A 23,211-nucleotide genomic window follows, 5' to 3' on the forward strand; every position below is an offset into this window, starting at 1 on the left:
CCGAAAAGCATCGCGCACACTCATACGCGCCGAGCAACTTCGCTCCGTGTTTCCGCAACATTGAGTCCGAGTCTCCCGGCAGGTTGCCCCCCAGACGGAAACGCGAGCAACGCGTCGAAACGACTCAAATCAGGAAACGCTTCAGGGCAGAGAATCAGAGAGTTGATTCGCTGGCAAGTGCTTACGATTCCGATGGATTCACTTTCCGCAAAAACGGCAGCAAAATGTGAATTCATGAGTCCGAAAAGCAACGGCGGTCGACTTGCCTAAAGCAACTGCCCGAGAAATTCCTGGACCGCATGGCCCGGCCGAAAATTACCGATGCGCTTGATCTCCCACTGCAGCCGGATGCCCGATTTTTCGAGCACGCGCGCACGCACCGTCTCACCGAGATATTCAAGCTCGTAGCCGGTGGCGGTTCCGGTGTTGATCATGAAGTTGCAATGCATCGGCGACATCTGCGCCCCGCCGACCATCAGGCCGCGGCAGCCGGCCTTGTCGATTTCCTTCCAGGCCGAGGTGCCCTCGGGATTCTTGAAGGTCGAGCCCCCGGTTTTTTCGCGGATCGGCTGCACGGTCTCGCGATGGTTCTGGACAGCATCCATCGCGGCCTTGATCGCCGCCTTGTCCTCGGGAACGCCTTCGAGCAGCGCCGATGTGAAGATCAGCCCCGACGGCGCCGCTGAATGGCGATAGGCATAGCCCATGTCGGCATTGCTCAGCGTATGAACATTGCCCTTGCGGTCGAGTGCCCGCACCTCGACCACACGCTCGCGTGTCTCGACGCCATTGGCGCCGGCGTTCATCCTCAGCGCTCCGCCAATGGCGCCGGGAATGCCGTGGTAGAAGTGAAAGCCACCAATGCCGGCCTCGTAGGCAACGGCCGCAAGACGCTTGTCGGGCGTTGCGGCGCCCGCCTTGATCATGGTCGGCGCAATTACTTCGGTCTCGCCAAAGCCTTTGGCCGAAAGCCGGATGACGAAGCCCGCAATGCCGCCGTCACGGACAAGCAGGTTCGAGCCGACGCCGACGATGGTCAGTGGTATTTCCTCGGGCACCGCCTTCAGGAACGCGGCAAGATCGTCCTCGTCGGCCGGCTGGAACAATGCGTCCGCGAGCCCGCCGGCTCGAAACCAGGTGATCTTGTCCATCTCGGCATTGGGCGTGATGCGGCCGCGCAGTCCGGCAAGCCGGTCGCCAAGCTTCTCGATCAACGCCTGGCCGCGCATCATGAGATGGTCCCGCCGAGTTCCTTGGGCAGCGCATAGGCCCATTGAGTGATGTTGCCGGCGCCGAGGAAAACGACGAAATCGCCCGGCTTCGCCACCTCGCGAACGATCGGCCCGATCGCCGCCGGACCTTCGATGTAGCGTGCGTCGCGATGGCCGCCGGAGCGGATGCGCGACACCAGTGCGTCGGACGTAACGCCGTCGATCGGTTCCTCGCCGGCCGCATAGACGGGCGCCACCATTACCGTATCGGCGTCGTTGAAGCAGACGGAAAACTCGTCGAACAGATCGCGCAGCCGGGTGAAGCGGTGCGGTTGGGTAACGGCGATGATGCGGCCCTTGGTGGCGCTGCGCGCAGCCTTCAGTACCGCCGTGATCTCGACCGGATGATGACCGTAATCGTCGAACACATCGACACCGTTCCACGAACCGGTATGGGTGAAGCGCCGCTTGACGCCGGCGAAGGACGACAGGCCCTTCTTGATTGCCTCAGCCGGAAGGCCGAGCTCATGCGCGACGGCAATCGCCGCCGTCGCATTGGAGACATTGTGACGTCCGGGCATGGGTAGCCGCAGACCTGATATCGTTATCTGGCCGTGCGTCTTGCGATCGCGGATCACCACGTCGAATTCCGAGGTCGGGCCGTCCATGCGGTGATTGGTGAAGCGCACGTCGGCCTGCGCATTTTCGCCATAGGTGATGACGCGCCGGTCCTCGATGCGGGCGACCAGCGCCTGCACCTCGGGATGGTCGGTGCACATCACGCCGAAGCCGTAGAACGGCACATTCTCGACGAACTGACGAAACGCCTCGCGCACTTTGTCGAAGGAGCCGTAATGATCGAGATGCTCGGGGTCGATATTGGTGACGACGGCAATCTCGGCCGGCAGCCTGAGGAAGGTGCCGTCGCTCTCGTCGGCCTCGACCACCATCCATTCGCCGTCGCCCATGCGGGCATTGGTGCCATAGGCATTGATGATGCCGCCATTGATCACCGTCGGGTCGAGCCCGCCGGCTTCGAGTAGCGTCGCCACCATCGAAGTCGTCGTCGTCTTGCCATGCGTGCCGCCGATCGCGACCGCTTGGCGGAACCGCATCAACTCGGCTAGCATTTCGGCGCGCCGCACGATCGGCAGCAACTTTTCTCTCGCCGCCTTCAGTTCCGGATTGGATTTCTTGATTGCGGTGGAGACGACGACCACCTCGGCCTCGCCGAGGTTTTCGGCCTGGTGGCCGACGAAGCATTCGATCCCCTTGTCGCGCAGCCGCTGCACATTGGCGCTGTCGGCCTGGTCGGACCCTTGCACCTTGTAGCCGAGATTGTGCAGCACCTCGGCGATGCCGCTCATGCCGATGCCGCCAATGCCGATGAAATGCACGAGGCCGATCGTCTGTGGCATCTTCATTCGTGCGTCTCCTTCCTGAATTCCGAAACGGATTTCCTGGACGCAATAGCCTCTGTCAGATCGGCGAGCAACCGCGCGGCATCCGGTTTTCCGGACGATTTCGCCGCCGCGGCCATTGTCGCCGCCCTGCCCGGATCATCCATCAGGGCCCCGATCAACGCAGCAATGTGCTCGGGCGAAAGCGTGGATTGCGGATGCACCTCGGCGCCGCCCGCTGCCGCAAGGGCCGCCGCATTCGCCGCCTGGTCGTGGTCGAGCGCGTGCGGATAGGGCACCAGCAGCGCCGGCCGGCCGATCACCGCGATTTCCGATACGGTCGATGCGCCGGAGCGCGACATCACCAGATGCGCCGCCGCCAGCCGCTTTGCCATGTCGGTGAAGAACGGCGACACCTCGGCCTCAATGCCAAGTGCGGCATAGGCGGCTTTCACCCGCGCCACATCGTCGGCGCGCGCCTGCTGTGTGATCGCCAGCCGCCTGCGCTGTGCGTCGGAAAGCCGGGCGATTGCCGCCGGCACCGCGTCGGAAAAGAACTGCGCGCCTTGGCTTCCGCCAAACACCAGCAATCGGAACGGCTCTTCGCCGGCCGATGCGGCATAAGGTGTCTTGGCCGCCTCCAGTACTTGCGGTCTGACCGGATTGCCGGTGGTCACCGTCTTGGCGCCTGCGGCACTGCTGTCTTCAGGCAGGAACCCACCGGCAATGGCGTCGACGCGGCCGACAAGCGCGCGGTTGGCGCGGCCCATCACCGCATTCTGCTCGTGGATCAGCGTCGGCACCTTGCGCCGGGTCGCCGCGTAAAGCGGCGGCAGTGTCGGATAACCGCCGAAGCCGACCACGATGGCGGGCTTGATGCTGGCGATGACGGCCGATGCCTGCCGCACCCCGCGCCAGATTTTCCAAAACGCGGCGAGCACGGCAAAAGGATTTTTCGACCCCATCGTCGCCGACTGGATCGGATGGATAGCGGCTGCCGGGAACTGCCCGGTAAAGCGCTCGGCGCGCTCGTCCGTCGCCAGATGCACCGTCCAGCCGCGCCTGGTCAGTTCGTGCGCCAACGCCTCGGCCGGGAACAGATGTCCGCCCGTGCCGCCTGCCGCCAGCAGGATGACCCCCTTTGCCATCTCACTCCGCCGGCATCGCACGCGGCGACGGCATGAAGCCCAGCTGCTTGCGCTTTTCCGGGCGCTTGCGCGTCAGCGCCAGCACCATGCCCATCGAGATGGCGATCGCGATCTGCGAAGAGCCGCCGTAGGAGATGAACGGCAGTGTCATGCCCTTGGCCGGCATCAGCTGCAGATTGACGGCCATGTTGATGACCGACTGCAGTCCGAAGACCGTGACCAGACCGCCAACCGCGTAGCGGGTGAAATCGTCCTGCTCCTTGAGCGCCGTGTTGAGACCGCGCAGCACGATGAAGCCGAAGATGGACATGATGAAGAAACACATGATCAGCCCGAATTCCTCGCCGGCGACGGAGAAGACGAAGTCGGCGTGGCTGTCGGGGATGACCCGCTTGACGGTACCCTCGCCCGGCCCGACACCGAACCAGCCGCCATTGATCAGCGCCTCGCGGCCCATGTCGACCTGGAACGTGTCGCCCTCGCCGGTCATGAAGCGGTCGATGCGGCCGGCAACGTGCGGAAACACCGCATAGGCGGCGAACACGCCGCCGACGCCGGCAGCACCCAGCGCGACGATCCACAGCCACGGCAACCCGGCCATGAAGAACATCACCCCCCAGGTGCCGAGCACCAGCATGGTCTGCCCCAGGTCAGGCTGCGCCACCAGCAGCGAGATAACCAGTGCAAGCAGCAACATGGCGAACAGATTGCCGGGAATATCGGGCTGCCGCTTGTGCTCGGCGAACAGCCAGGCGCAGATGATGACGAAGGCCGGTTTCAGGAACTCGGACGGCTGGATCGACAGGCCGGCAAGCGACACCCAGCGCCGCGCGCCCTTCACCTCGACGCCGATATAGAGCACTGCCACCATCAGAAACAGCATGATGCACAGCATGACCAGCGCCATGCGCCGGATCTGCCTGGATTCAAGGAACGAGACAGCCAGCATCACCCCAAGTGCCGGAATGGTGAAGATGATCTGGCGCGTCGCGAAGTGGAAACTGTCTAGCCCGATGCGCTCGGCCACCGCCGGGCTTGCGGCGAAGGACAAAACGATGCCGAGCCCCATCAGCGACAGGAACGCCGCCAGGAACCAGCGATCGATCGTCCACCACCAGGTCGCAACCGGGCTTTTGTCGAGACGGCTTTGCATTATCGTGTCCCTCCGATGGGCATCACGCCATCAATGGCGGTTACGGCTTGCCTGAACGCCTCGCCGCGCACTTCGAAATTCTTGAACTGGTCGAAACTGGCGCAGGCCGGCGACAGCAGCACCACCGCTTCGCCGCTACCATCCCTGGCTGCATCACGGGCGGCGTGTTCGACTGCCGCGGCCAACGTGCCTGAGATCTCGTAAGGCACCGCCTCGCCCAGCGTCGCCGAAAAGGCCGGTGCAGCTTCGCCGATCAGATAGGCCTTGGCGATGCGCGGGAAGAAGCCGCGCAAGGGCTCGATGCCACCCTCCTTCGGCAGGCCGCCGGCAATCCAATGGATACGCGCAAAGCTCGACAGCGCCGGTGCAGCGGCATCGGCATTGGTCGCCTTGGAATCGTTGACGAACAGCACATGCCCTTTGCGGCCGACCTGCTCCATGCGGTGCGCCAGCCCCGGGAAACTCTCCAGTCCGGATTGGATTTCGCCGAGCTCGAGCCCGACCTTGAGGCAGGCGGCGGCGGCGGCCAGCGCATTCTGCGCATTGTGCTGGCCGCGCAACGAGCCGATGCCTTCGAGGAAGGCGACCCGGCTGTAGCGTCCGTGCACGGCTTCCATTAAATTCGTCCCGTCGGCAAAATAACCGTCGGTCAGTGGCAGGCGCTTGGAAATCCGAATGACCTGCCGGCCGGCCCGCTCCAGCCGGTCGGCGATCTGGGCGCACCAGGAATCGTCGACGCCGATGATTGCCGTCTCGCTGCCGGCCACCAGCCGCTCCTTGATCGAGGCGTAGTGTTGCATCGTGCCATGGCGGTCGAGATGGTCCGGCGTCAGATTGAGCAGGACGCCGGCCGTCGGATTGATCGAGGGGGCAAGGTCGATCTGGTAGGAAGAGCACTCAACCACATGGTGCCGCTCGGGCTGCGGCGGATCGAGCGTCATCACCGCACGGCCGATATTGCCGCCCATCTGCGTGTCGCGCCCGGCCGACTTGAGTATGTGCGCCGTCAATGCCGTGGTCGTCGACTTGCCGTTGGTACCGGTGATCGCAATGAAAGGTGCTTCCGGCGCCCGCGCCGTCCGCTCGCGGCAGAAAAGCTCGATATCGCCTATGATCTCGACGCCGGAGCCCCGCGCGAGCTCGACAGTCCAGTGCGGCTTCGGGTGCGTCAGCGGCACGCCGGGCGACAGCACGAAGGCGGAAAACCTCGCCCAGTCCGCGCCGCGCAGGTCTGCGGTTGCAATACCGACCGCGCCAGCCTTGGCGACGCTGTCGGGATTGTCGTCCCAGGCCAGCACATCTGCGCCGCCTTCGATCAGCGCGCGCGCCGTGGCGATCCCCGAGCCGCCGAGCCCGAAGAGCGAAACGCGCTTGCCTGAGAAAGATGCGGCGGGGATCAAGCGGCCTCCTATCTGAGCTTCAGGGTCGACAGGCCGACCAGCGCCAGGATGACGGCGATGATCCAGAAGCGGATCACCACCTGGCTTTCGGTCCAGCCGAGCTTTTCGAAATGATGGTGGATCGGCGCCATCAGGAAGACGCGCTTGCCGGTCATCTTGAAATAGCCGACCTGGATGATGACCGAGAATATCTCGACAACGAACAGGCCTCCGACGATGACCAGCACGATCTCGTGCTTGGTCGCCACCGCGACCGTGCCGATCAGCCCGCCCAGCGCCAGCGAGCCGGTATCGCCCATGAAGATGGCCGCCGGCGGCGCATTGAACCACAGGAAGCCGAGTCCGGCGCCGATCACCGCTCCAAGGACCACCGCCAGTTCGCCGGTACCGGGCACGAAATGGATCTGAAGATATTCGGCGAATACCGCGTTGCCGGAGAGATAGGCGATGACGCCGAAGGACGCCGCCGCGATCATGATCGGCACAATCGCCAGTCCGTCGAGGCCGTCGGTCAGGTTCACCGCATTGCCGGCGCCGACGATGACGAAGCACGAGAACGGGATGAAGAACCAGCCGAGATTGACGAGAAACTCCTTGGCGAAAGGGAATGTCAACGATGACGAGAACGGCGCCTGGCCGTTATGCATGATCACCCAGGCGGCGATGCCTGCGATGGCAAATTCGAGCCCCAGCCGCGCTTTGCCGGAAAAGCCGAGATGCGATTGCTTCGTCACCTTGAGGTAGTCGTCGTAAAAGCCGATCGAGCCGAACCCCAGCGTCACCAGCATCACCACCCAGACGTAGATGCTCGACAGGTTCGCCCAAAGCAGTGACGAACCGATGATGCCGGACAGGATCATCAGCCCGCCCATGGTCGGCGTTCCCGCCTTTTTGAAATGCGTCTGTGGCCCATCGGCGCGGATCGGCTGTCCCTTGCCTTGCCGCAGCCTCAGCGAATTGATGATGGTCGGTCCGAAGATGAACACGATCAGCGCCGCTGTGATCAGCGCCCCGCCGGTGCGGAAAGTTATGTAGCGGAAGACGTTGAAGACCGAGATCTTGTCCGCAAATTCGACGAGCAGTGTTAACATGCGCTTGCGTCCCCCGGACCGATCCTAGGTCTGTCTGCTGGTTGTGGCTTCCGCCGGAAATTTGCCGAGCAATGCCTCGACCAGCTTTGAGAAGCCTATGCCTTTCGACGATTTGATCATAACCACGTCGCCCGGCCTCAACTCCGACAGAAGCACCGGTTTCAGATCTTCCGCGCCGGCGCGGTACTCCGTCCTGATCTCGCCGGGCAAAACGTCGGCCAGCGCCCGCATTTCCGGGCCGCCGAGAAAAACTGTGCGCGTGTCGGTGCCGACGATCAGGTCGGCAAGGGCGGCATGCAATTTCGCCGAATGGCTGCCGAGCTCGAGCATATCGCCGAGCACGGCAATGCGCCTGCCCTCGCCCGACACCGGCGTCGTGTTAAGCAGCGCCATTGCAGCGCTCATCGACGCCGGATTAGCGTTGTAGCTCTCGTCGATCAGCGTGATCGGCCCTTTGGGGTGGCGCAACATATAGCGTTTGCCGCGTCCGCGTTCGGGCGAAAGATCGGCCAGCGCCTGCGCAACCCTGGTGACGTCGGCTCCGACAAGATGCGCTGCACCCAGCACCGCCAGCACATTCTGCACCATATGGCGGCCCGGCGCGCCGATCCTGGCGACGATCTCATGCCCGCCAATCTTGGCGGTTATCACGGAATGATCGGCATCGAGTTCGCATTTGATCAGTTTGAAGGTCGCCCGGGCATTCTCGCCGAATCCGTAAACATGCTCGACGCCGGCCTCTTTCGCCATCTTCTCCAGCAGCTTCCAGCGCGCATCGTCGCGGTTGAGAAGGGCGGCACCGCCGGGTTCCAGTCCCTCGAAAACCTCTGCCTTGGCCTTGGCGATCTCGTCCAGGTTGCGGAAGAAGCCGAGGTGAGCGGCCGCGATCAGCGTAATGATGGCGACATGCGGCCGGACCATCTTGACCAGAGGCCGGATCTCGTCCGGATGGTTCATGCCGATCTCGAAGACGGCAAAATCGCAATCCTGCGGCATGCGCGCCAGCGTCAGCGGCACACCCCAGTGATTGTTAAACGACTGGGCCGATGCATGCACGGTACCGACCGCGGAGAGAGCGTGGCGCAGGGCTTCCTTGGTGGTGGTCTTGCCCGCCGATCCGGTCACGGCAATCACCCTCGCCTTTGAGCGTGCGCGCGCCATAACGCCGAGCTTTTCCAGCGCGACGAGCACATCCTCCACGACGATCATCGGTGCCGTCAGCCGCCCCAGCGACGGCAGCTTGCCCTCGGCGACGACCAGCACGCCGGCGCCCGCCTTGATGGCGGCGGTGACGAAATCATGGCCGTCCATGGCCTCGCCCTTGATGGCGAAGAAGGCGTCTCCCGGCTGCAGGCTGCGGCTGTCGATGGAAATGCCGGCGATGCCTTCAGGCATCGAGCCGAGTGGCCGGCCATCCATGGCGGCAACCAGCGCCTCGGAGGTCCACAGATAGCTCACGCCGCTTGCTCCCGCAGCGCCGAGCGAACTTCCTCGTGATCGGAAAAATGCAGCGTCTCGGCACCGATGGTCTGGCCTTCCTCATGGCCCTTGCCGGCCACGATCAGCGTATCGCCGGCGTGAAGCATCCCGACTGCCTGGTGGATGGCCTTGCGCCGGTCGCCGATCTCGATCGCCCCCGGTGCAGCCGCCAGGATCGCGGCGCGGATCGTCTCGGGGACTTCCGAGCGGGGATTGTCGTCGGTGACGATGACGACATCGGCCAGCCTTGTGGCGATCTCGCCCATGATCGGCCGCTTGCCCCGGTCGCGGTCGCCACCGCAACCGAATACGAGGATGACGCGGCCGGTGGTAAAGGGGCGCACCGAAGCCAGCACGTTTTCCAGCGCATCCGGCTTATGAGCATAGTCGACATAGACGGGCGCGCCGTTGGCGGCCGTCCCGACAAGGTCGAGCCGTCCCGGCGCGCCCTTCAATTTCTCCAGCGCCATCAACGCTTTGGCAACAGATGTTCCAGTCGAAATGGCGAGGCCGGCCGACACCAGCGCATTTGCTATCTGGAAGTCGCCAGCCAGCGGCAAGTCGACTTCATGGAGAACGCCGTCCGCTTCGACCTCGGCGCGCTGGCGGTGGCGCTCGTGCTCGACCCGCTTCAGCCGCAGGAAATCGCCGTGGCGTCCGACCGTCAGCACGTTCAGTCCCGCTGCATGCGCCGCCTTGATCGTCGGCTCCGACCACGGGTCGTCGGCAAAGATAACGGCCGGCGCGCCCTTCGGCAGCAGCGCGTCGAACAGACGCAATTTGGCGCGATGATAGTCCTCGACCGTCGGATGATAGTCCATATGGTCGCGGCCGAGATTGGTGAAGCCGCCGGCCGCAAGCTTGACGCCGTCGAGCCGGCGCTGGTCGAGGCCATGGCTGGACGCTTCCATCGCGGCGTGGGTGACGCCGGCCTGCGCCAGCTCCTTGAGCAGCCTGTGCAGTGCCACCGGATCCGGTGTGGTCAGCGAGCCATATTCGTTGCGGCCCGGCGCCACCACGCCGGTCGTGCCGATCGAGGCGGCGGCGAAACCCGCCTGCTCCCATATCTGCCGGGTGAATGCGGCGACCGAGGTCTTGCCGCTGGTTCCGGTCACCGCGACCATGGTTTGCGGTTGCTTGCCGAAATAACGGGCCGCACTCTGCGCCAGCGCAAGGCGCGGATCGTCTACGACAAGAACCGGCACTGGCAGCCCGGCGACCGCACTGCCCTTGCCGACCACGATCGCTGCGGCGCCGCGGCTTGCGGCGTCGGCTGCATAGGCTGCGCCATCCGCCTTGGAGCCGGTGAGCGCGAAAAAGACGACGCCCTCTGTTACCTGGCGGGAATCCGACGAAATCCCTGTAACCTCCATGTCGAAGGGAGCTGTCCCATCGACAGGCAGGATACCGGCTAGATTTTTCAGCTTCATCGAACCCCGTTCATCGCAACAAAATAGCGCGCAGTTGCCGGCGCGCCCGAAGAATCACTGATAGGAAACCAGCGTTGCACCATTTTCATGGCTGAAATCTGGCTTCACGCCAAGCATGGAAGCCGCACGTCGGATGATGTTTGCAGCCATGATGCCCGCGTTCGAGGCGGCCGTAGCACCCATGCCGGGCTTTTCCGGCTTCGGTTCGTCGGCGATCGTAAGCACTATGTATTGCGGATCGTCCATCGGGAAAGCTGCAACGAAGGCGTTGAAATTCTTTTCCTTCGAGTAGCGGCCGTTGACGACCTTCTCCGCCGTTCCCGTCTTGCCGCCCACCCGGTATCCTGGCACCCGTGCATTGCGACCGGATCCCTTTTCGGCATTGAGCGCATAGAGATAGCGCATGCCCTCGACCGTCTTGTCGCTGACCACTTTCTTGGCCACCGCCATCGCCTGCTCCTGCGTGCGAGGCAGGAAGGTTGGGTCCATCAGATAGCCGCCATTCATCAGCGCGGCGCAGCCGACCGCTGTCTGTAGCGGAGTCGTCGACACGCCGTGGCCGAAGGCGATGGTGATCGAATTGACCTGCTTCCAGACCTTGGGCTCGGTCGGCCGAGCGACTTCCGGCAGTTCAGTCTGCATCTTCTCGAGGATTCCCAGGCGATGCAGGAATTCGCGGTGTCCGTCGATGCCAACCGCTTCGGCTTCCTTGGCAGAACCGATATTGGACGAGTAGATGAACACTTCCGGAACTGACAGTATCCGGCCCTTGGCATGGAAATCATGGATGGTTTGATGGCCGATCCTGATCGGGCGCGACGCGTCGAAGCGGCTTTGCAGCGTTATCTTGCCGGAATCGAGCGCCATGGCGGTGGTGAAGCTCTTGAAGGTCGACCCCATTTCGTAGAGGCCTGCGGACATTCGGTTGAGCCGGTCCTTGTCCTGCGCATTATAGGGGTTGTTCGGATCGAAATCCGGAACGGAGGCCATCGCCAGCACCTCGCCGGTCTTGACATTGAGCACGACGGCGCCCGCCGCGATCGCGTGGTACTTTTCCATGCCGGTGGCGACCTCGTCGCGCACGATATGCTGGACGCGCAGGTCGATCGAGAGCTGCACCGGTTTCAAATCCTTGGCCACCGCCAGGCCCGACGCCTGAAGGTCGCTCAAGCCTTGTTCGTCTATGTATTTCTCCATGCCGGAGATGCCCTGATTGTCGATGTTGGTGAGGCCGACAATGTAGGACGAGGTTTCGCCGGCCGGATAGAACCGGCGCTTTTCGGTGCGGAAGCCGAAGCCGGGGATGCCGAGCTGCATGATGTCGGCCTGCTGCTTCGGCGTCAGTTGCCGCTGCAGCCAGACGAAGCCGGCGCCGCTCTTCAGCTTGTTGTATGTCTGCTCGTAGTCGATCTCGGGAAGCACCGTCGACAGTTTTTCGATCGCCTCGTCGGCATCGACGATGCGGCGCGGCTCAGCAAACAGTGACGCCGTCTTGATGTCGGTCGCCAGCACTTCACCGTTACGGTCGACGATGTCGGGTCGCGATGCCGTCACTCGGCTCTGGGGGCCGCCCGACAGGTCGGGATTCTGGAAACCCAGATAGACCAGCCGCCCGGCAATGGTAGAATAGATACCGAAGAACACCGCCATCGTCATGACGATGCGGGTCCTGCCCTTGCCACCGGTCGCCTTGCGGGCGCCTTCGACGACGATCGATCCGCCCGCACCGGGCTTCGAACCGCGCTTCAGTAGCCTCCCAACCTTTGGAAATCTGGCGGCGATTGGAAATCCGCGGATCATTGGATGATGCCTCCGGTCACCACGGGATCCTTGCCGCCGACATCGGCCATGCCGCCCAGCCGCTGCGATGAAAGGTCCTCGATGTTGACGGGCTTCGCCGGCAGATCGTCCAGCCCGACGATCTGCCGCGCATTGACCGGCTCGAGTCCGAGTTGCGATTTGTAGATTTCGGTGAGCTTTTGCAGGCGGGACGGCTGGGTAAGCAGGCTCCAGTCCGCCTTGAGCAGGTCGATCGTGTCCTCTTCATAACGGATCTGCGCCTGGATCTTGTGCACTGCCGCCAGTTGCTCCTCGGCCTCGCGCTTGGTCTTGTAGGTCAGGGCAGCCGCCGAAACCATGACGGCGATCAGGACTATGTCGCTGGTACGAAACACGTGCTCACCTCTCTCCCGGTCGATCGGCGCCGGGAAGCTTTGGGCCAGGCAGTTTTGGCAGGCCGAAAATCGAAAAATCGCCGGCACGCGCCGGCGCCTCTGTACGGATCGCAGCGCGCAGCCTTGCCGAACGCGCCCGCGGATTTGCCGATATCTCGGCATCGCCAGGCGTCACGCCGCCGCCCTTCTTGGTGAAGGTGGCGGTGCGCGCCTGGGCCTCGGGCAGATGCCGCGATCCGGTCGCTGAATCGGCTCTGTCGGCGATGAAGCGCTTGACAATGCGGTCCTCCAGGGAATGGAAGGTCACCACGGCAAGCCGCCCGCCCGGTTTCAGCGCGCGCTCGGCGGCAAACAGTGCCTTGGCCAGTTCGCCGAGCTCGTCATTGACGAAGATGCGCAGCGCCTGGAAAACGCGGGTGGCCGGATGGATCTTGTCTTTTGGCGCGCGACCGATATGCGTCTCGATGGCATCGGCAAGGTCGAGCGTGCGCTCGAAGGGGCGTTTTTCGCGACGGCTCTCGATCATGCGGACGATGCGCCCGGCATGGCGTTCCTCGCCAAGAAAACCGAAGATGCGGGCGAGATCGCCCACCTTGAAGGTGTTGACGACGTCGGCGGCGCTCAGGCCCGCCTGCGCCATGCGCATGTCGAGCGGTCCATCGGCCCGGAACGAAAAGCCGCGCTCCGGCTGGTCGATCTGCATGGAGGAGATGCCGATGTCGAGCACGACGCCATCGGCACTTTCAACCTGCTCGTCGAGCGTCGAGAACGGTGCCTGGACAAGCCTGAGCTTGCCGCCGGACTGCTGTTCAAGGGCCCGCCCCGCCGCAATCGCATCCGGATCGCGGTCGATGGCGACGACCGAGGCTCCGCTTGCCAGGATGGCCTTGGTGTAGCCGCCGGCACCGAACGTGCCGTCGACGATCACCTCGCCTTTTGTCGGGGCCAGCGCCTCCAGAACTTCGGCAAGGAGGACCGGAATGTGGCGGGCTGGTCCGCCAGCGGCATGAACTTCATCGCCGTCGCCCGCCATCATTCCGGCCGCTCCCCGGGCTTCGTCCCCTGCCGAAGCTGCAAAAGCCGGGCGCGTGCTTCCGTCCCATAGGCGCTGAGCCGTCCGGGCTCCCAGATCTGAAAGAAATTGCCGCGGCCAACGAAGGCCACTTCCGCTGAAATGCCGGTATGCTCGCGAATGAAATCGCTCATCGTGATACGGCCGTCCTGGTCGAGCTTCAGAAACGTTCCATCGCCGTGGCAGAAGAACGACATGTCGTCCGCCGTCTGCAGGAACGGGTCTTCCTGGGCGATGCGCTGCTCGTAGCGATCGAGCAGGTCGAGCCCACCGACATCCATCGCCGGGCGATCCAGGCAGCGTAGCGCATAAAGTTCCGAATAGCCGCGTTTCTGCACAACGGCACGGAAATGCGCCGGCACGGACACCCGTCCCTTCGCATCGATCCTGTTCACCGCGTTCGACAGAAACCGGTCCATTGCGCGTTACGGCCGCTTGCGCCGCCGCACCCCTCTGCATCTTCCTGTCCGCGCCGCCCCAGCCCGGTCGGCGTCCAAAACCCACTTCGTTAGGACGGGCGAACGCAGGCAAACGCGCAGCCGCCGCGGCTGCCCGATTGGCGTACGCTTCACCCTGACACGGAACGAAGGCTTGAGTATCGGAATGGGATATCATGGGGTATTATGGGCGTCAACGGGAACAGTCTTCAAAACGCGCCTGCCACAACTGGGGACAGCAGCTTTGACGGCACTCCCGTCTTTATCGTCTATTAAGCCTAACGAAGCGTTTAGAGCCGTGTGGCCCACCGGAGCCGACTTGCTGCGGATCGCTGCCGCGCATAGCCTCGGCATCTCCTTTTCCGGTCAGTAACGAGGTTGAAATCATGTCCGAAACAGCCAAGTCACGCGCCGCAGCACTTCCTCATCTGCGCCGCGGCGGGCTGGCCAAGGGCGACCCGATCCCCTTGCCCCTGACCATGGCCGCCATCTTTCATGCGCCCGGCGACGCCACAGGCTTCGATCAATATGGCCGCTTCAGCAATCCGACCTGGGATGCGGTCGAGCACATGCTGGCGCATTTGGAAGACGCCCCATGCGTTGCCTTTCCCTCGGGAATGGCTGCCATCTCGGCGATATTTTTCGGCCTGCTCAAAGCCGGCGACCGTATCCTGCTGCCGTCCGACGGTTATCATACGACGCGAGCGCTGGCAGACCGTTTTCTGAAATCCTTCGGCGTTGCCTACGATGTCCGGCCGACGTCGAGCTTCCTCGACGGCGGCTTCGACGGCTATCGGCTTGCCTTCGTCGAAACACCCGCCAACCCAGGACTGGACATATGTGACATCGCAGCCGTCGCCGAAGCCGTGCATAGAGCGGGTGCGGTGCTTGTGGTCGACAACACGACGATGACACCTTTCGGCCAGCGCCCGCTCGATCTCGGCGCCGATATCGTAATTGCTGCCGACACCAAGGCGCCAAACGGCCATTCCGATGTGCTGTTCGGCCATGTCGCCAGCCGCGACGCGGACATTATCTCGAGGGTGACCGACTGGCGCGAGACGTCGGGCGCCATCCCCGGGCCGTTCGAGGCATGGCTGGTGCATCGCGGTCTCGAAACGCTGGACGTGCGCTTCGACCGCATGTGCACTTCCGCCGAAATGATAGCGCGACGGCTGAAAAACCATCGCGCGATCAGCGGCTTGCGCTTTCCGGGACTGGAGAGCGACCCATCGCACAATCTTGCCCGCGCCCAGATGGAGCGCTTCGGCTTTCTCATCTCGTTCGTGCTCGCCTCGGAGGACAAGGCCGAGGATTTCATCAACAACTGCGCGTTGATGCAGGCAGCGACATCGTTCGGCGGCGTGCACACGTCGGCCGAACGGCGATCAAAAAGAGGAGATGCCGTACCGCCCGGCTTCGTTCGCCTGTCGGTCGGCTGCGAGCCGGTGGAAGAGCTTTGGCAGGCGATCGAGGCGTCGCTGGACGCAATCGGTGGCTGAGCCGGCGTCGATCTTGCGCCGGCCGTGGAGGACGCGAACGATTTCGGTCGCCTCTTCGACGACACGATACAGGGTGAGGTATTCGCCGACGATCAGGTGACGGATGCCGGGCGCGATGTCTTCGCGCGCGCAGCTGAGAAGGGATAAGTGGCCACTTGCTGCCAGCGGGCTTCGATTTGATCGAGCAACCGATCGGCCGCAGCCTCGCTGTCTTGCGCGACATGGGTAGAAAACTGCCAGCTGGCCTGTAAGCCGGGTTCTGTATGGCCCTCGCCCCTTGCGGGGCGAGAACGCGGCGGCCATTCATCTTGGGCGCATGTTGCCATGCGCCTCACGCAACCTACCCGGACGGTGAGCCGGAAACAGCCCCCGAGGGTTTCCCCTCGCACCGTCCCTATTCGGTCTTGCTCCCGGTGGGGTTTACCGTGCCGCTCCTGTTGCCAGTCGCGCGGTGGGCTCTTACCCCACCCTTTCACCCTTGCCACGATTGGATCGTGGCGGTTTGCTTTCTGTGGCACTTTCCCTGGGGTCGCCCCCGCCGGCCATTAACCGGCACCGTGTCTCCATGGAGCCCGGACTTTCCTCACCCGCAGCCTTTCGGCTTCGCGGGTGCGGCCGCCCGGCCAGCTGGCAAGGCGTATAAAGGGGTTCGGGCCCGAAAACGCAAACGAAAAAGCAAGTTATCCCTTGTCAGGCGGGCGCTCCAAGCGCTGCCAGTTGCACCTTGACCTTGCCGCAATAGGCTGCGGACACCGGGTTCATCCGTGTGGCGGCGTGGCCGGCATTGTATTTCAGGATCGTGCCGCAGGTCGTGCCGCCGCCGAGATCCCGCGCCATGGCTAGGTACTTCATGCCGTATTTGATGTTGGTATCGGGATCGTAGAGACCCTGAACCGGACCGCTATAGCCCATCATTCTTGCCGTCGCCGGCTTGATCTGCATCAGGCCGATCTCGCCGGCGCTGCCGACCTGGTTCGGCTGGTAGTTGCTTTCGATCTTGATGACGGCATTGGCGAGCGACACCGGCACGCCATAGCTGGCGGCATAACGCGCAATGATCGCCGAATACTGTCCGCCGCCGTCGACAACCGCCACCTGGGGCGCTGGCCTGCTCTTCGGAGCGACTGACGCCGTTGCCATGCGGTCGATGCGTTTGCGGTTACGCTTCACATGCTGTTTGGCGATTGTCTTTGTCGCAGCGGTTGGCCTTTTCGCGGAGACTGGCTTTTTCGTCCTTACCGCGGCCGCTTTTTCCACTTTTGCGGTGGCAGTCTTCTCTACTTTTGCACCACCCTTCGGCATGGCGGTTTTGCCGGCTGCGGCACTGAAGCCCTGATCGGCCCGCTGGCTCAGCGGTGCGCTGTTTGCCGCACTGAAGGCAAAAGTCATTACGCCGGCAGCAATGGCTGCCGTTAAAACGGTCAATTTCTGCATGTGATCCTGTTCTGTTTGATCCGCACAAAGAACTTCGCGCAGATACCCTCAATCAACATCGGAACATCTGGGGGGATAGACGTCCGACAATCTGTACGGATCGCCTTTGACGACCGAATTGGCGCCAAAGAAGGCGACGCAAGTCACTTTGAGTAACAGATTGTAACTTTTAAGCTGGCAAAAGATTATTTGAGAGAAGCTATCCTTACGGAAGCAAGCAGCCTTTCCAGCGTGCGGATCGTCGATCCGTCAGCCACGCCGTCGACCAGGCGCTGCCGGAAATGCCGCTGAAATGCCTCGACCACGATTTCGGTCTGCCGGTCGAAAGCGCCGGTGATCTCGACGCCATAACCATAAAGCGCCAGCATCGACTGCAGTGCCTCAACATCGGCGCCGGTATCGCCTGGCCTCAGCACGGCGCCGCGCCGGATCGGTGCTGCCGGCACAACATGGCCGATGCCGGCGGCAAACAAGGCCTTCCATGGAAACTTCTCGCCCGGATCGACCTTGCGCCCCGGTGCCACGTCGGAATGGGCGAGCACCCGCTGCGCCGGAATGGAATGGCGCTTGACGATGCCGGCACACAGGCCGATCACCGCGTCGATCTGCGGTTTTGGAAAGTTGCGATAGCCGAGCGTATGCCCCGGATTGACGATCTCGATGCCGATCGAGCAGGAGTTGATGTCGCTCTGTCCGAACCACGAGCTCTTGCCGGCATGCCAGGCGCGGTCGCTTTCCCTCACCATCTGGACAATGCGGCCGTCCTCATGGACCAGATAGTGCGACGACACCTCGCTGGCCGGATCGCACAACCATGCCTCGGCACCGGCCCCGGTTGCCATGCCGGTGTAGTGCAGCACCATCATATCGGGTCCGGGCGTCCCGCGCCGTGGTCCGAAATTCGGCGATACCCTGACCTCGGCGCTCGGCTCGTCGGGCGGAAAGCCGCTCATGCGTGCCGCAGGCCTCGCTCGATCATTTCATAGGCCGCGTTGATCGCCGCCAGCCTGCTCGTCGCGATCTTGATGAATTCCTGCGGCAGGCCGCGTGCGATCAGCCGGTCCGGATGATTGTCGGAAACCAGCTTGCGGTAGCGCCTGCGGACCTCCTCGAACGGCTTCCCACGCTCGATGCCGAGCACGACATAGGGGTCAGCGGCACCCAGATCGACATGCCGCGCCAGGATGCTCTGGTAATGCGCCTCATCGATGCGGAAGATCTCGGCGATCCGGTGCAGGAATTCGCCCTCGCGCTCATGCACCAGCCCGTCGGCCTTGGCGATGTGGAACAGCCCGTCGAGTATGTCCTCCAGCATCAGGCAGTTGGTATGGCCCGAACCGCAAAGCTGCGCCATACGCTCGGCATAGGTTTCGAAACCGGCAATGTCGCGTTTGGCCAAATCGTAGAGCCGCGCCACATTGCGCCTCTGTTCCTTCGGCACCTCGAATATTTCCTGGAAGGCGCGCACCTCGTCTTGCGTGACGATTCCGTCTGCCTTGGCCATCTTGGCCGAAAGCGCGATCATCGCCACCGAGAAGGCGACACGCCGGCGCAAATCGGCATCGCCGGAGAAAACCGTACGCACGGCTTCGACCACTTCGGCGACGCCTGACGACGCTGAAGATGAAACGCGTGTGACGAAGTCGCCGAGGCGGTCCCAAATCGACATGGGGGCTTCATAGGACCAACCACCCATCGCTATCAAGCCAAGACAGTGCCGCAGGGCTGGCCCAATCGATTTGGCGGAATGCCTGAGACGGCTAGCGCTAGTGCTTGCCCATGGAAATCGGCAGACGGAAACCGCTGCACGCACACCCGCGTCGTCGCACTCGGCCACGATGCGCTGGTATCGTAAGCAACAGAAAGGCCGGCCTGTGAGGCCAGCCTTTCCTTGGTTGTCACTTAACTACTGCGCCGGGGCAGCCGGCGCAGGCGCCGGAGCCGGGGCCGGCTCGGCAGGCTTGTTTGCGTCAGGAGCAGCCGGCTTCATCGTCTGGTCGGATGCCGGCGGGTTGGTGCTCTGCGTCGTGGTGGTGTCGGTGCCGCTGTCGCTGCAGGCCGCAACGCCAAGCAAGGCAAGCGCCGAGACCGACGCAAGAATGAGTTTCTTCATGATATATCTCTCCTCTAATCACGCCACCGTTGCCGGCGACGATCGAGGGCACAATGCGTCAGATCATGATGAGTTTCGTAACGTTGCGTTTCCGCGTGTAACATCAAGCGCTTGGCCGTACAAAGCGTTGAGCACTAACAGGATGCCTAAATGAAAATGCCCGGAAGCGCTGCCATGACCGCAAAATGGGATTTCTGGATCGACCGCGGCGGTACCTTCACCGACGTCATCGGCCGGGACCCGCAAGGCGGGCTGCATCCAAGGAAACTCCTTTCGGAAAATCCCGAAGCCTATGCCGATGCAGCCATCCAGGGCATTCGCGAACTGCTCGGCGTCCAGCCCGGCGCCCCGATCCCCTCCGCGCTGATCGGCGATGTCAAGATGGGCACCACGGTCGCCACCAATGCGCTTCTCGAGCGCAAGGGCGACCGCGTGCTGCTGCTCATCACCAAAGGCTTCCGCGATGCGCTGAGGATCGCCTATCAGGCCAGGCCCGATATCTTTGCCAAGCAGATCATCCTTCCCGAACAACTCTATGAGCGTGTCGTCGAAATCGACGAACGGGTTCGCGCCGACGGCAGTGTCGAGCGCCTGCTCGACATTGCTTCCGTACGCCCGGCTATTGAGCAAGCCAAGGCGGACGGCATCGATGCGGTCGCGATCGTCTTCATGCATGCCTGGAAACACCCCGAGCACGAAAAGGCGGTCGCCAAGGTCTGTCGAAAGCTCGGATTCTCGCAGGTCTCGGTCAGTCACGAGGTCTCGCCGCTGATCAAGCTGGTCGGCCGCGGCGACACCACGGTGGTCGACGCCTACCTGTCGCCGATTCTGTCAAGATATGTGCAGAAGGTGGCGAAGGAGCTCGGCGTCCTCTCCCCCCTCGAGGGGGAAATGGCCGCGCAGCGGCCAGAGGGGGTCATCTCAGAAGGCACCGCCAGAACGTTGAGCACTGCCGCAACGACCCCACCCGGCGGCTTCGCCGCCACCCTCCCCTCGGGGGGGAGGGGAAGCCCTCGCCTCATGTTCATGATGTCGTCGGGCGGCCTCACCGCCGCCGATATGTTCCAGGGCAAGGATGCGCTGTTGTCCGGCCCAGCCGGCGGCGTCGTCGGCATGGTCGAGACGGCAAAACTCGCCGGTTTCGGCAAGGTCATCGGCTTCGACATGGGCGGCACCTCCACCGATGTCGCCCACTATGATGGCGACTACGAGCGCGCCTTCGACACCGAGGTCGCCGGTGTGCGCATCCGCGCGCCGATGATGCGCATCCACACCGTCGCCGCCGGCGGCGGCTCGATCCTGCATTACGAGGCCGGCCGCTTTCGCGCCGGGCCGGATTCGGCCGGCGCCAATCCCGGCCCGGCGGCCTATAGGCGCGGCGGCCCGCTGGCCGTCACTGACGCCAATGTCATGCTGGGCAAGCTGCAGCCCGAGTTCTTCCCGGCAATTTTTGGACCGGGGCAGGACGAACCGCTCGACGTGCAGACGGTTCGCGAAAAATTCACCGCGCTTGCCGCCGAGATCGGCGACGGCCGCTCGCCGGAAGCCGTCGCCGAGGGGTTCGTCACCGTCGCCGTCGAAAACATGGCCAACGCCATCAAGAAGATTTCCGTGCAGCGCGGCTACGACGTCACCGAATACCTCCTGAACTGTTTCGGCGGCGCCGGCGGCCAGCACGCTTGCCTGGTTGCCGATGCGCTGGGCATGGAGGCGGTGCTGATCCATCCGTTCTCCGGCCTGCTATCGGCATACGGCATCGGCCTGTCCTCCGTGTTTGCGTCACGCCAGCAGGCGCTGCTGAAGCCGCTGGTGGAGGACTCCGGGGCGGCGATCGATGAACTCATCGCAACGCTGCGCAAAGCCGTCATCGAAGAACTCGCCGCACAAGGCATCACCGAAGACGCGGTCGCCTCGAAGCCGGTGCTGCAGGTCCGCTATGACGGCACCGATACCGCGCTGCCTGTGAACTTTGGGCACAGCTCGATCGCGCAGGCCAAGGCGGACTTCGAATCGGCGCACAAGGCGCAGTTCGGCTTTGTCTACGACGACAAGCCGATGATCGTCGAATCGATCGGCGTCGAAGGTACCGATACCGGCGGCACCGGCCGCGACGAAAGCGATTCGGTAGTTGAAGACATGGCCGCAAGTCCTTCCGGGAACCGGAAAATCTTTGTCGACAGCGTCTGGCGCGACGCCGGCATCTTCCCTCGCGAAACGCTGGAGCCTGGTAACAAGATCGCCGGCCCTGCTTTGATCATCGAGCCGAACCAGACCATTGTCGTCGAGCCGGGCTGGCAGGCCGAGATCACCGCCAAGGACCACGTATTGATGCGGCGCGTCGAGAAGAAGCGCCGGCACGCCGCACTCGGCACCGAAGCCGATCCAGTGATGCTGGAGGTCTTCAACAACCTGTTCATGTCGATCGCCGAACAGATGGGCGTAACGCTGCAAAACACTGCCTATTCCGTCAACATCAAGGAGCGGCTTGATTTCTCCTGCGCCGTCTTCGACCGGAACGGCGCGCTGGTCGCCAATGCACCGCACATGCCGGTGCATCTCGGCTCCATGGATCGCTCGGTGGAGACCATCATCCGGCTCAATTCCGGCGACATTCACCCCGGCGACGTCTTTGCGCTGAACGCGCCTTACAATGGCGGCACGCATCTGCCTGATATCACCGTGGTGACGCCTGTTTTTTCCCTCCCCCTTGAGGGGAGGGTGGCCGCGGAGCGGCCCAGTGGGGTCGCTGGAGCAGCGCTCGACCTGATCTCCCCCCTTGAGGGGGAGATGGCCGCGAAGCGGCCAGAGGGGTCAGAAGGCACCCCAAGAGTGTCGAGCACTGCCGCGGCGACCCCCTCCGCCGCCTTCGGCGGCACCTCCCCCTCAAGGGGGGAGGAACCCCTCATCCTCTTCTACGTCGCCTCGCGTGGCCACCACGCCGACATCGGCGGCACCGCGCCCGGCTCGATGACGCCGCTTGCCACCACCGTCGACGAGGAAGGCGTGCTGTTTGACAATTTCCGCATCGTCGATCGCGGCCGGTTCCGCGAGAAGGACCTGGAGACGCTGCTCACCGACCACCCCTACCCGGCGCGCAATCCGCACCAGAACATCGCCGACCTCAAGGCGCAGATCGCCGCGAACGAAAAGGGCGTCGCCGAGCTGCGCAAGATGGTCGCGCATTTCGGCCTCGATGTGGTCAAAGCCTACATGGGCCATGTTCAGGACAATGCCGCCGAAAGCGTGCGCCGCGTGCTGGAGCGGCTGCCCGACAGTTCCGAATACGAATATCCGACCGACACCGGGCAAAAGATCAAAGTGAAGATCACTATCGACCGGCGGAAGCGCGAAGCCACCGTCGACTTCACCGGCACGTCGCCGGTCATGAAGAACAATTTCAACGCGCCAGAGCCGGTGGCCCGAGCCGCGGTGCTTTATGCCTTCCGCGTCATGGTCGAAGACAACATCCCGATGAATGCCGGATGTCTGCGGCCGATCAACATCATCATTCCCGACGGCTCGATGCTGAAGCCCACCTATCCCGCGGCAGTCGTGGCCGGTAATGTCGAGACCTCGCAACATGTCACCAACGCGCTGTTCGGCGCCATGAAGGCGATGGCCAATGCGCAAGGCACGATGAACAATCTCACCTTCGGCAACAAGCAGTACCAGTATTACGAGACGATCTGCTCGGGCTCGCCGGCCGGCCGGATGAACGACGGCCGCGGCTTTGCCGGCACCTCCGGCGTCCACACCCATATGACCAATTCGCGCCTGACCGATCCGGAAGTGCTGGAACTGCGTTTCCCGGTATTGCTCGAGGATTTTCATATCCGCGAAGGCTCCGGCGGCAAAGGCAAATGGAATGCCGGCGACGGCACCAAGCGCATCATTCGCTTCCTCGAAAAGATGGAATGCGCGATCCTGTCCTCGCACCGCAACCGCCCGCCGCGGGGGCTGGACGGCGGCGGTGATGGCGAGGCCGGTTCGACCAAGGTCCGCCGCAAGACCGGCGCGATCGAGACGCTGAAAGCCTGCGATCAAACGGTGCTCGACGCCGGCGAGGCAGTCATTGTGACGACACCCACCGCAGGCGGACTTGGCGAGGCCTGAACTCGCTTCAACAGGTTGTCACCGGCCTGTCATCCACCTGCGTTACCCGCTTGC

At 63.3% G+C, this 23,211-nt stretch carries 18 protein-coding genes and 1 other RNA gene; 2 read left to right on the forward strand and 17 right to left on the reverse strand.

Features of this window, described 5'->3' with window-relative positions; all coding sequences use genetic code 11:
* Positions 1–266: 266 nt before the first annotated feature.
* From murB to mraZ, 12 genes are read right to left on the reverse strand one after another with little or no spacing between them, the layout of a single operon-like run.
* On the reverse strand, positions 267–1,232 hold the full coding sequence (gene murB, locus NKH17_RS08715; protein ID WP_352505601.1) for a UDP-N-acetylmuramate dehydrogenase: 966 nt from the start codon (positions 1,230–1,232) through the stop codon (positions 267–269).
* The gene (murC, locus tag NKH17_RS08720; protein WP_352505600.1) at positions 1,229–2,635 is read right to left on the reverse strand and encodes a UDP-N-acetylmuramate--L-alanine ligase; all 1,407 of its coding nucleotides are present in this window, start codon (positions 2,633–2,635) and stop codon (positions 1,229–1,231) included. Before murC ends, murB begins: the two co-directional genes overlap by 4 nt.
* Positions 2,632–3,759 carry an undecaprenyldiphospho-muramoylpentapeptide beta-N-acetylglucosaminyltransferase gene (gene murG, locus NKH17_RS08725; RefSeq protein ID WP_352898639.1) on the reverse strand — a complete coding sequence of 376 codons (1,128 nt, stop codon included), beginning with the start codon at positions 3,757–3,759 and terminating at the stop codon, positions 2,632–2,634. Before murG ends, murC begins: the two co-directional genes overlap by 4 nt.
* A 1-nt stretch (position 3,760) precedes the next feature.
* Positions 3,761–4,912: a putative lipid II flippase FtsW gene (ftsW, locus tag NKH17_RS08730; RefSeq protein ID WP_023676765.1), complete on the reverse strand. Its 1,152-nt coding sequence runs from the start codon at positions 4,910–4,912 to the stop codon at positions 3,761–3,763.
* Complete coding sequence (gene murD / locus NKH17_RS08735) at positions 4,912–6,312, reverse strand: UDP-N-acetylmuramoyl-L-alanine--D-glutamate ligase (protein WP_352799506.1); 1,401 nt, start codon at positions 6,310–6,312, stop codon at positions 4,912–4,914. The genes ftsW and murD overlap by 1 nt, the downstream gene beginning before the upstream one ends.
* 8 nt (positions 6,313–6,320) lie before the next feature.
* On the reverse strand, positions 6,321–7,403 hold the full coding sequence (gene mraY / locus NKH17_RS08740) for a phospho-N-acetylmuramoyl-pentapeptide-transferase (protein ID WP_254818991.1): 1,083 nt from the start codon (positions 7,401–7,403) through the stop codon (positions 6,321–6,323).
* A gap of 24 nt (positions 7,404–7,427) precedes the next feature.
* Entirely contained in the window at positions 7,428–8,861 is a 1,434-nt protein-coding gene (locus tag NKH17_RS08745; protein WP_352897362.1) for a UDP-N-acetylmuramoylalanyl-D-glutamyl-2,6-diaminopimelate--D-alanyl-D-alanine ligase, read from the reverse strand.
* Positions 8,858–10,312, reverse strand: a complete 1,455-nt coding sequence (locus tag NKH17_RS08750; RefSeq protein ID WP_352898634.1) for a UDP-N-acetylmuramoyl-L-alanyl-D-glutamate--2,6-diaminopimelate ligase — start codon at positions 10,310–10,312, stop codon at positions 8,858–8,860. Before NKH17_RS08750 ends, NKH17_RS08745 begins: the two co-directional genes overlap by 4 nt.
* Positions 10,313–10,366: 54 nt before the next feature.
* Positions 10,367–12,112, reverse strand: a complete 1,746-nt coding sequence (locus NKH17_RS08755) for a peptidoglycan D,D-transpeptidase FtsI family protein (RefSeq protein ID WP_254818994.1) — start codon at positions 12,110–12,112, stop codon at positions 10,367–10,369.
* Positions 12,109–12,486 (reverse strand): cell division protein FtsL, encoded by a 378-nt coding sequence (ftsL, locus tag NKH17_RS08760; RefSeq protein ID WP_254818995.1) that lies wholly within the window; start codon positions 12,484–12,486, stop codon positions 12,109–12,111. Before ftsL ends, NKH17_RS08755 begins: the two co-directional genes overlap by 4 nt.
* Before the next feature lie 4 nt (positions 12,487–12,490).
* The gene (gene rsmH / locus NKH17_RS08765; protein ID WP_352898630.1) at positions 12,491–13,522 is read right to left on the reverse strand and encodes a 16S rRNA (cytosine(1402)-N(4))-methyltransferase RsmH; all 1,032 of its coding nucleotides are present in this window, start codon (positions 13,520–13,522) and stop codon (positions 12,491–12,493) included.
* Complete coding sequence (mraZ, locus tag NKH17_RS08770) at positions 13,519–13,977, reverse strand: division/cell wall cluster transcriptional repressor MraZ (RefSeq protein ID WP_254818997.1); 459 nt, start codon at positions 13,975–13,977, stop codon at positions 13,519–13,521. Before mraZ ends, rsmH begins: the two co-directional genes overlap by 4 nt.
* Before the next feature lie 404 nt (positions 13,978–14,381).
* Between mraZ and NKH17_RS08775 the strand changes: the two genes are divergently transcribed.
* Positions 14,382–15,497, forward strand: coding sequence for a cystathionine gamma-lyase (locus NKH17_RS08775; protein ID WP_352898627.1), 1,116 nt, complete (start codon positions 14,382–14,384; stop codon positions 15,495–15,497).
* A 232-nt stretch (positions 15,498–15,729) separates the two neighbouring features.
* Here NKH17_RS08775 and rnpB read toward each other — a convergent pair.
* The 5 genes from rnpB to NKH17_RS08800 all read right to left on the reverse strand — a co-directional run bounded on the left by rnpB (position 15,730) and on the right by NKH17_RS08800 (position 19,044).
* An RNA gene (rnpB, locus tag NKH17_RS08780) (RNase P RNA component class A) lies at positions 15,730–16,128 on the reverse strand.
* A 59-nt stretch (positions 16,129–16,187) separates the two neighbouring features.
* A complete protein-coding gene (locus NKH17_RS08785; RefSeq protein WP_352898624.1) occupies positions 16,188–16,931 on the reverse strand; it encodes a lytic transglycosylase domain-containing protein in 744 nt (247 codons plus the stop codon).
* Between the two features lie 185 nt (positions 16,932–17,116).
* A complete protein-coding gene (locus NKH17_RS08790) occupies positions 17,117–17,884 on the reverse strand; it encodes an N-acetylmuramoyl-L-alanine amidase (RefSeq protein WP_352475381.1) in 768 nt (255 codons plus the stop codon).
* A complete protein-coding gene (locus NKH17_RS08795; RefSeq protein ID WP_352475382.1) occupies positions 17,881–18,600 on the reverse strand; it encodes a TerB family tellurite resistance protein in 720 nt (239 codons plus the stop codon). Before NKH17_RS08795 ends, NKH17_RS08790 begins: the two co-directional genes overlap by 4 nt.
* Positions 18,601–18,837: 237 nt before the next feature.
* Positions 18,838–19,044 carry a hypothetical protein gene (locus tag NKH17_RS08800; RefSeq protein ID WP_254819002.1) on the reverse strand — a complete coding sequence of 69 codons (207 nt, stop codon included), beginning with the start codon at positions 19,042–19,044 and terminating at the stop codon, positions 18,838–18,840.
* 174 nt (positions 19,045–19,218) lie between these two features.
* On the opposite strand from NKH17_RS08800, the gene NKH17_RS08805 reads away from it, so the two are divergent.
* Entirely contained in the window at positions 19,219–23,157 is a 3,939-nt protein-coding gene (locus NKH17_RS08805; RefSeq protein ID WP_352475724.1) for a hydantoinase B/oxoprolinase family protein, read from the forward strand.
* The last annotated feature ends 54 nt before the right edge of the window (positions 23,158–23,211 follow it).

This window comes from Mesorhizobium sp. M1334 (assembly GCF_040317995.1).
Lineage (GTDB): Bacteria > Pseudomonadota > Alphaproteobacteria > Rhizobiales > Rhizobiaceae > Mesorhizobium.

Excerpts from the sequence above, each read along its gene's own strand:
- rsmH (WP_352898630.1), bottom strand. The coding sequence starts at position 13,522 with ATGATGGCGGGCGACGGCGATGAAGTTCATGCCGCTGGCGGACCAGCC.
- NKH17_RS08795 (WP_352475382.1), bottom strand. The coding sequence starts at position 18,600 with ATGTCGATTTGGGACCGCCTCGGCGACTTCGTCACACGCGTTTCATCT.
- murC (WP_352505600.1), bottom strand. The coding sequence starts at position 2,635 with ATGAAGATGCCACAGACGATCGGCCTCGTGCATTTCATCGGCATTGGC.
- NKH17_RS08800 (WP_254819002.1), bottom strand. The coding sequence starts at position 19,044 with ATGAAGAAACTCATTCTTGCGTCGGTCTCGGCGCTTGCCTTGCTTGGC.
- mraZ (WP_254818997.1), bottom strand. The coding sequence starts at position 13,977 with ATGGACCGGTTTCTGTCGAACGCGGTGAACAGGATCGATGCGAAGGGA.
- NKH17_RS08775 (WP_352898627.1), top strand. The coding sequence starts at position 14,382 with ATGTCCGAAACAGCCAAGTCACGCGCCGCAGCACTTCCTCATCTGCGC.
- NKH17_RS08755 (WP_254818994.1), bottom strand. The coding sequence starts at position 12,112 with ATGATCCGCGGATTTCCAATCGCCGCCAGATTTCCAAAGGTTGGGAGG.
- murG (WP_352898639.1), bottom strand. The coding sequence starts at position 3,759 with ATGGCAAAGGGGGTCATCCTGCTGGCGGCAGGCGGCACGGGCGGACAT.
- ftsW (WP_023676765.1), bottom strand. The coding sequence starts at position 4,912 with ATGCAAAGCCGTCTCGACAAAAGCCCGGTTGCGACCTGGTGGTGGACG.
- NKH17_RS08805 (WP_352475724.1), top strand. The coding sequence starts at position 19,219 with ATGACCGCAAAATGGGATTTCTGGATCGACCGCGGCGGTACCTTCACC.
- NKH17_RS08785 (WP_352898624.1), bottom strand. The coding sequence starts at position 16,931 with ATGCAGAAATTGACCGTTTTAACGGCAGCCATTGCTGCCGGCGTAATG.
- NKH17_RS08750 (WP_352898634.1), bottom strand. The coding sequence starts at position 10,312 with ATGAAGCTGAAAAATCTAGCCGGTATCCTGCCTGTCGATGGGACAGCT.
- NKH17_RS08790 (WP_352475381.1), bottom strand. The coding sequence starts at position 17,884 with ATGAGCGGCTTTCCGCCCGACGAGCCGAGCGCCGAGGTCAGGGTATCG.
- mraY (WP_254818991.1), bottom strand. The coding sequence starts at position 7,403 with ATGTTAACACTGCTCGTCGAATTTGCGGACAAGATCTCGGTCTTCAAC.
- murB (WP_352505601.1), bottom strand. The coding sequence starts at position 1,232 with ATGATGCGCGGCCAGGCGTTGATCGAGAAGCTTGGCGACCGGCTTGCC.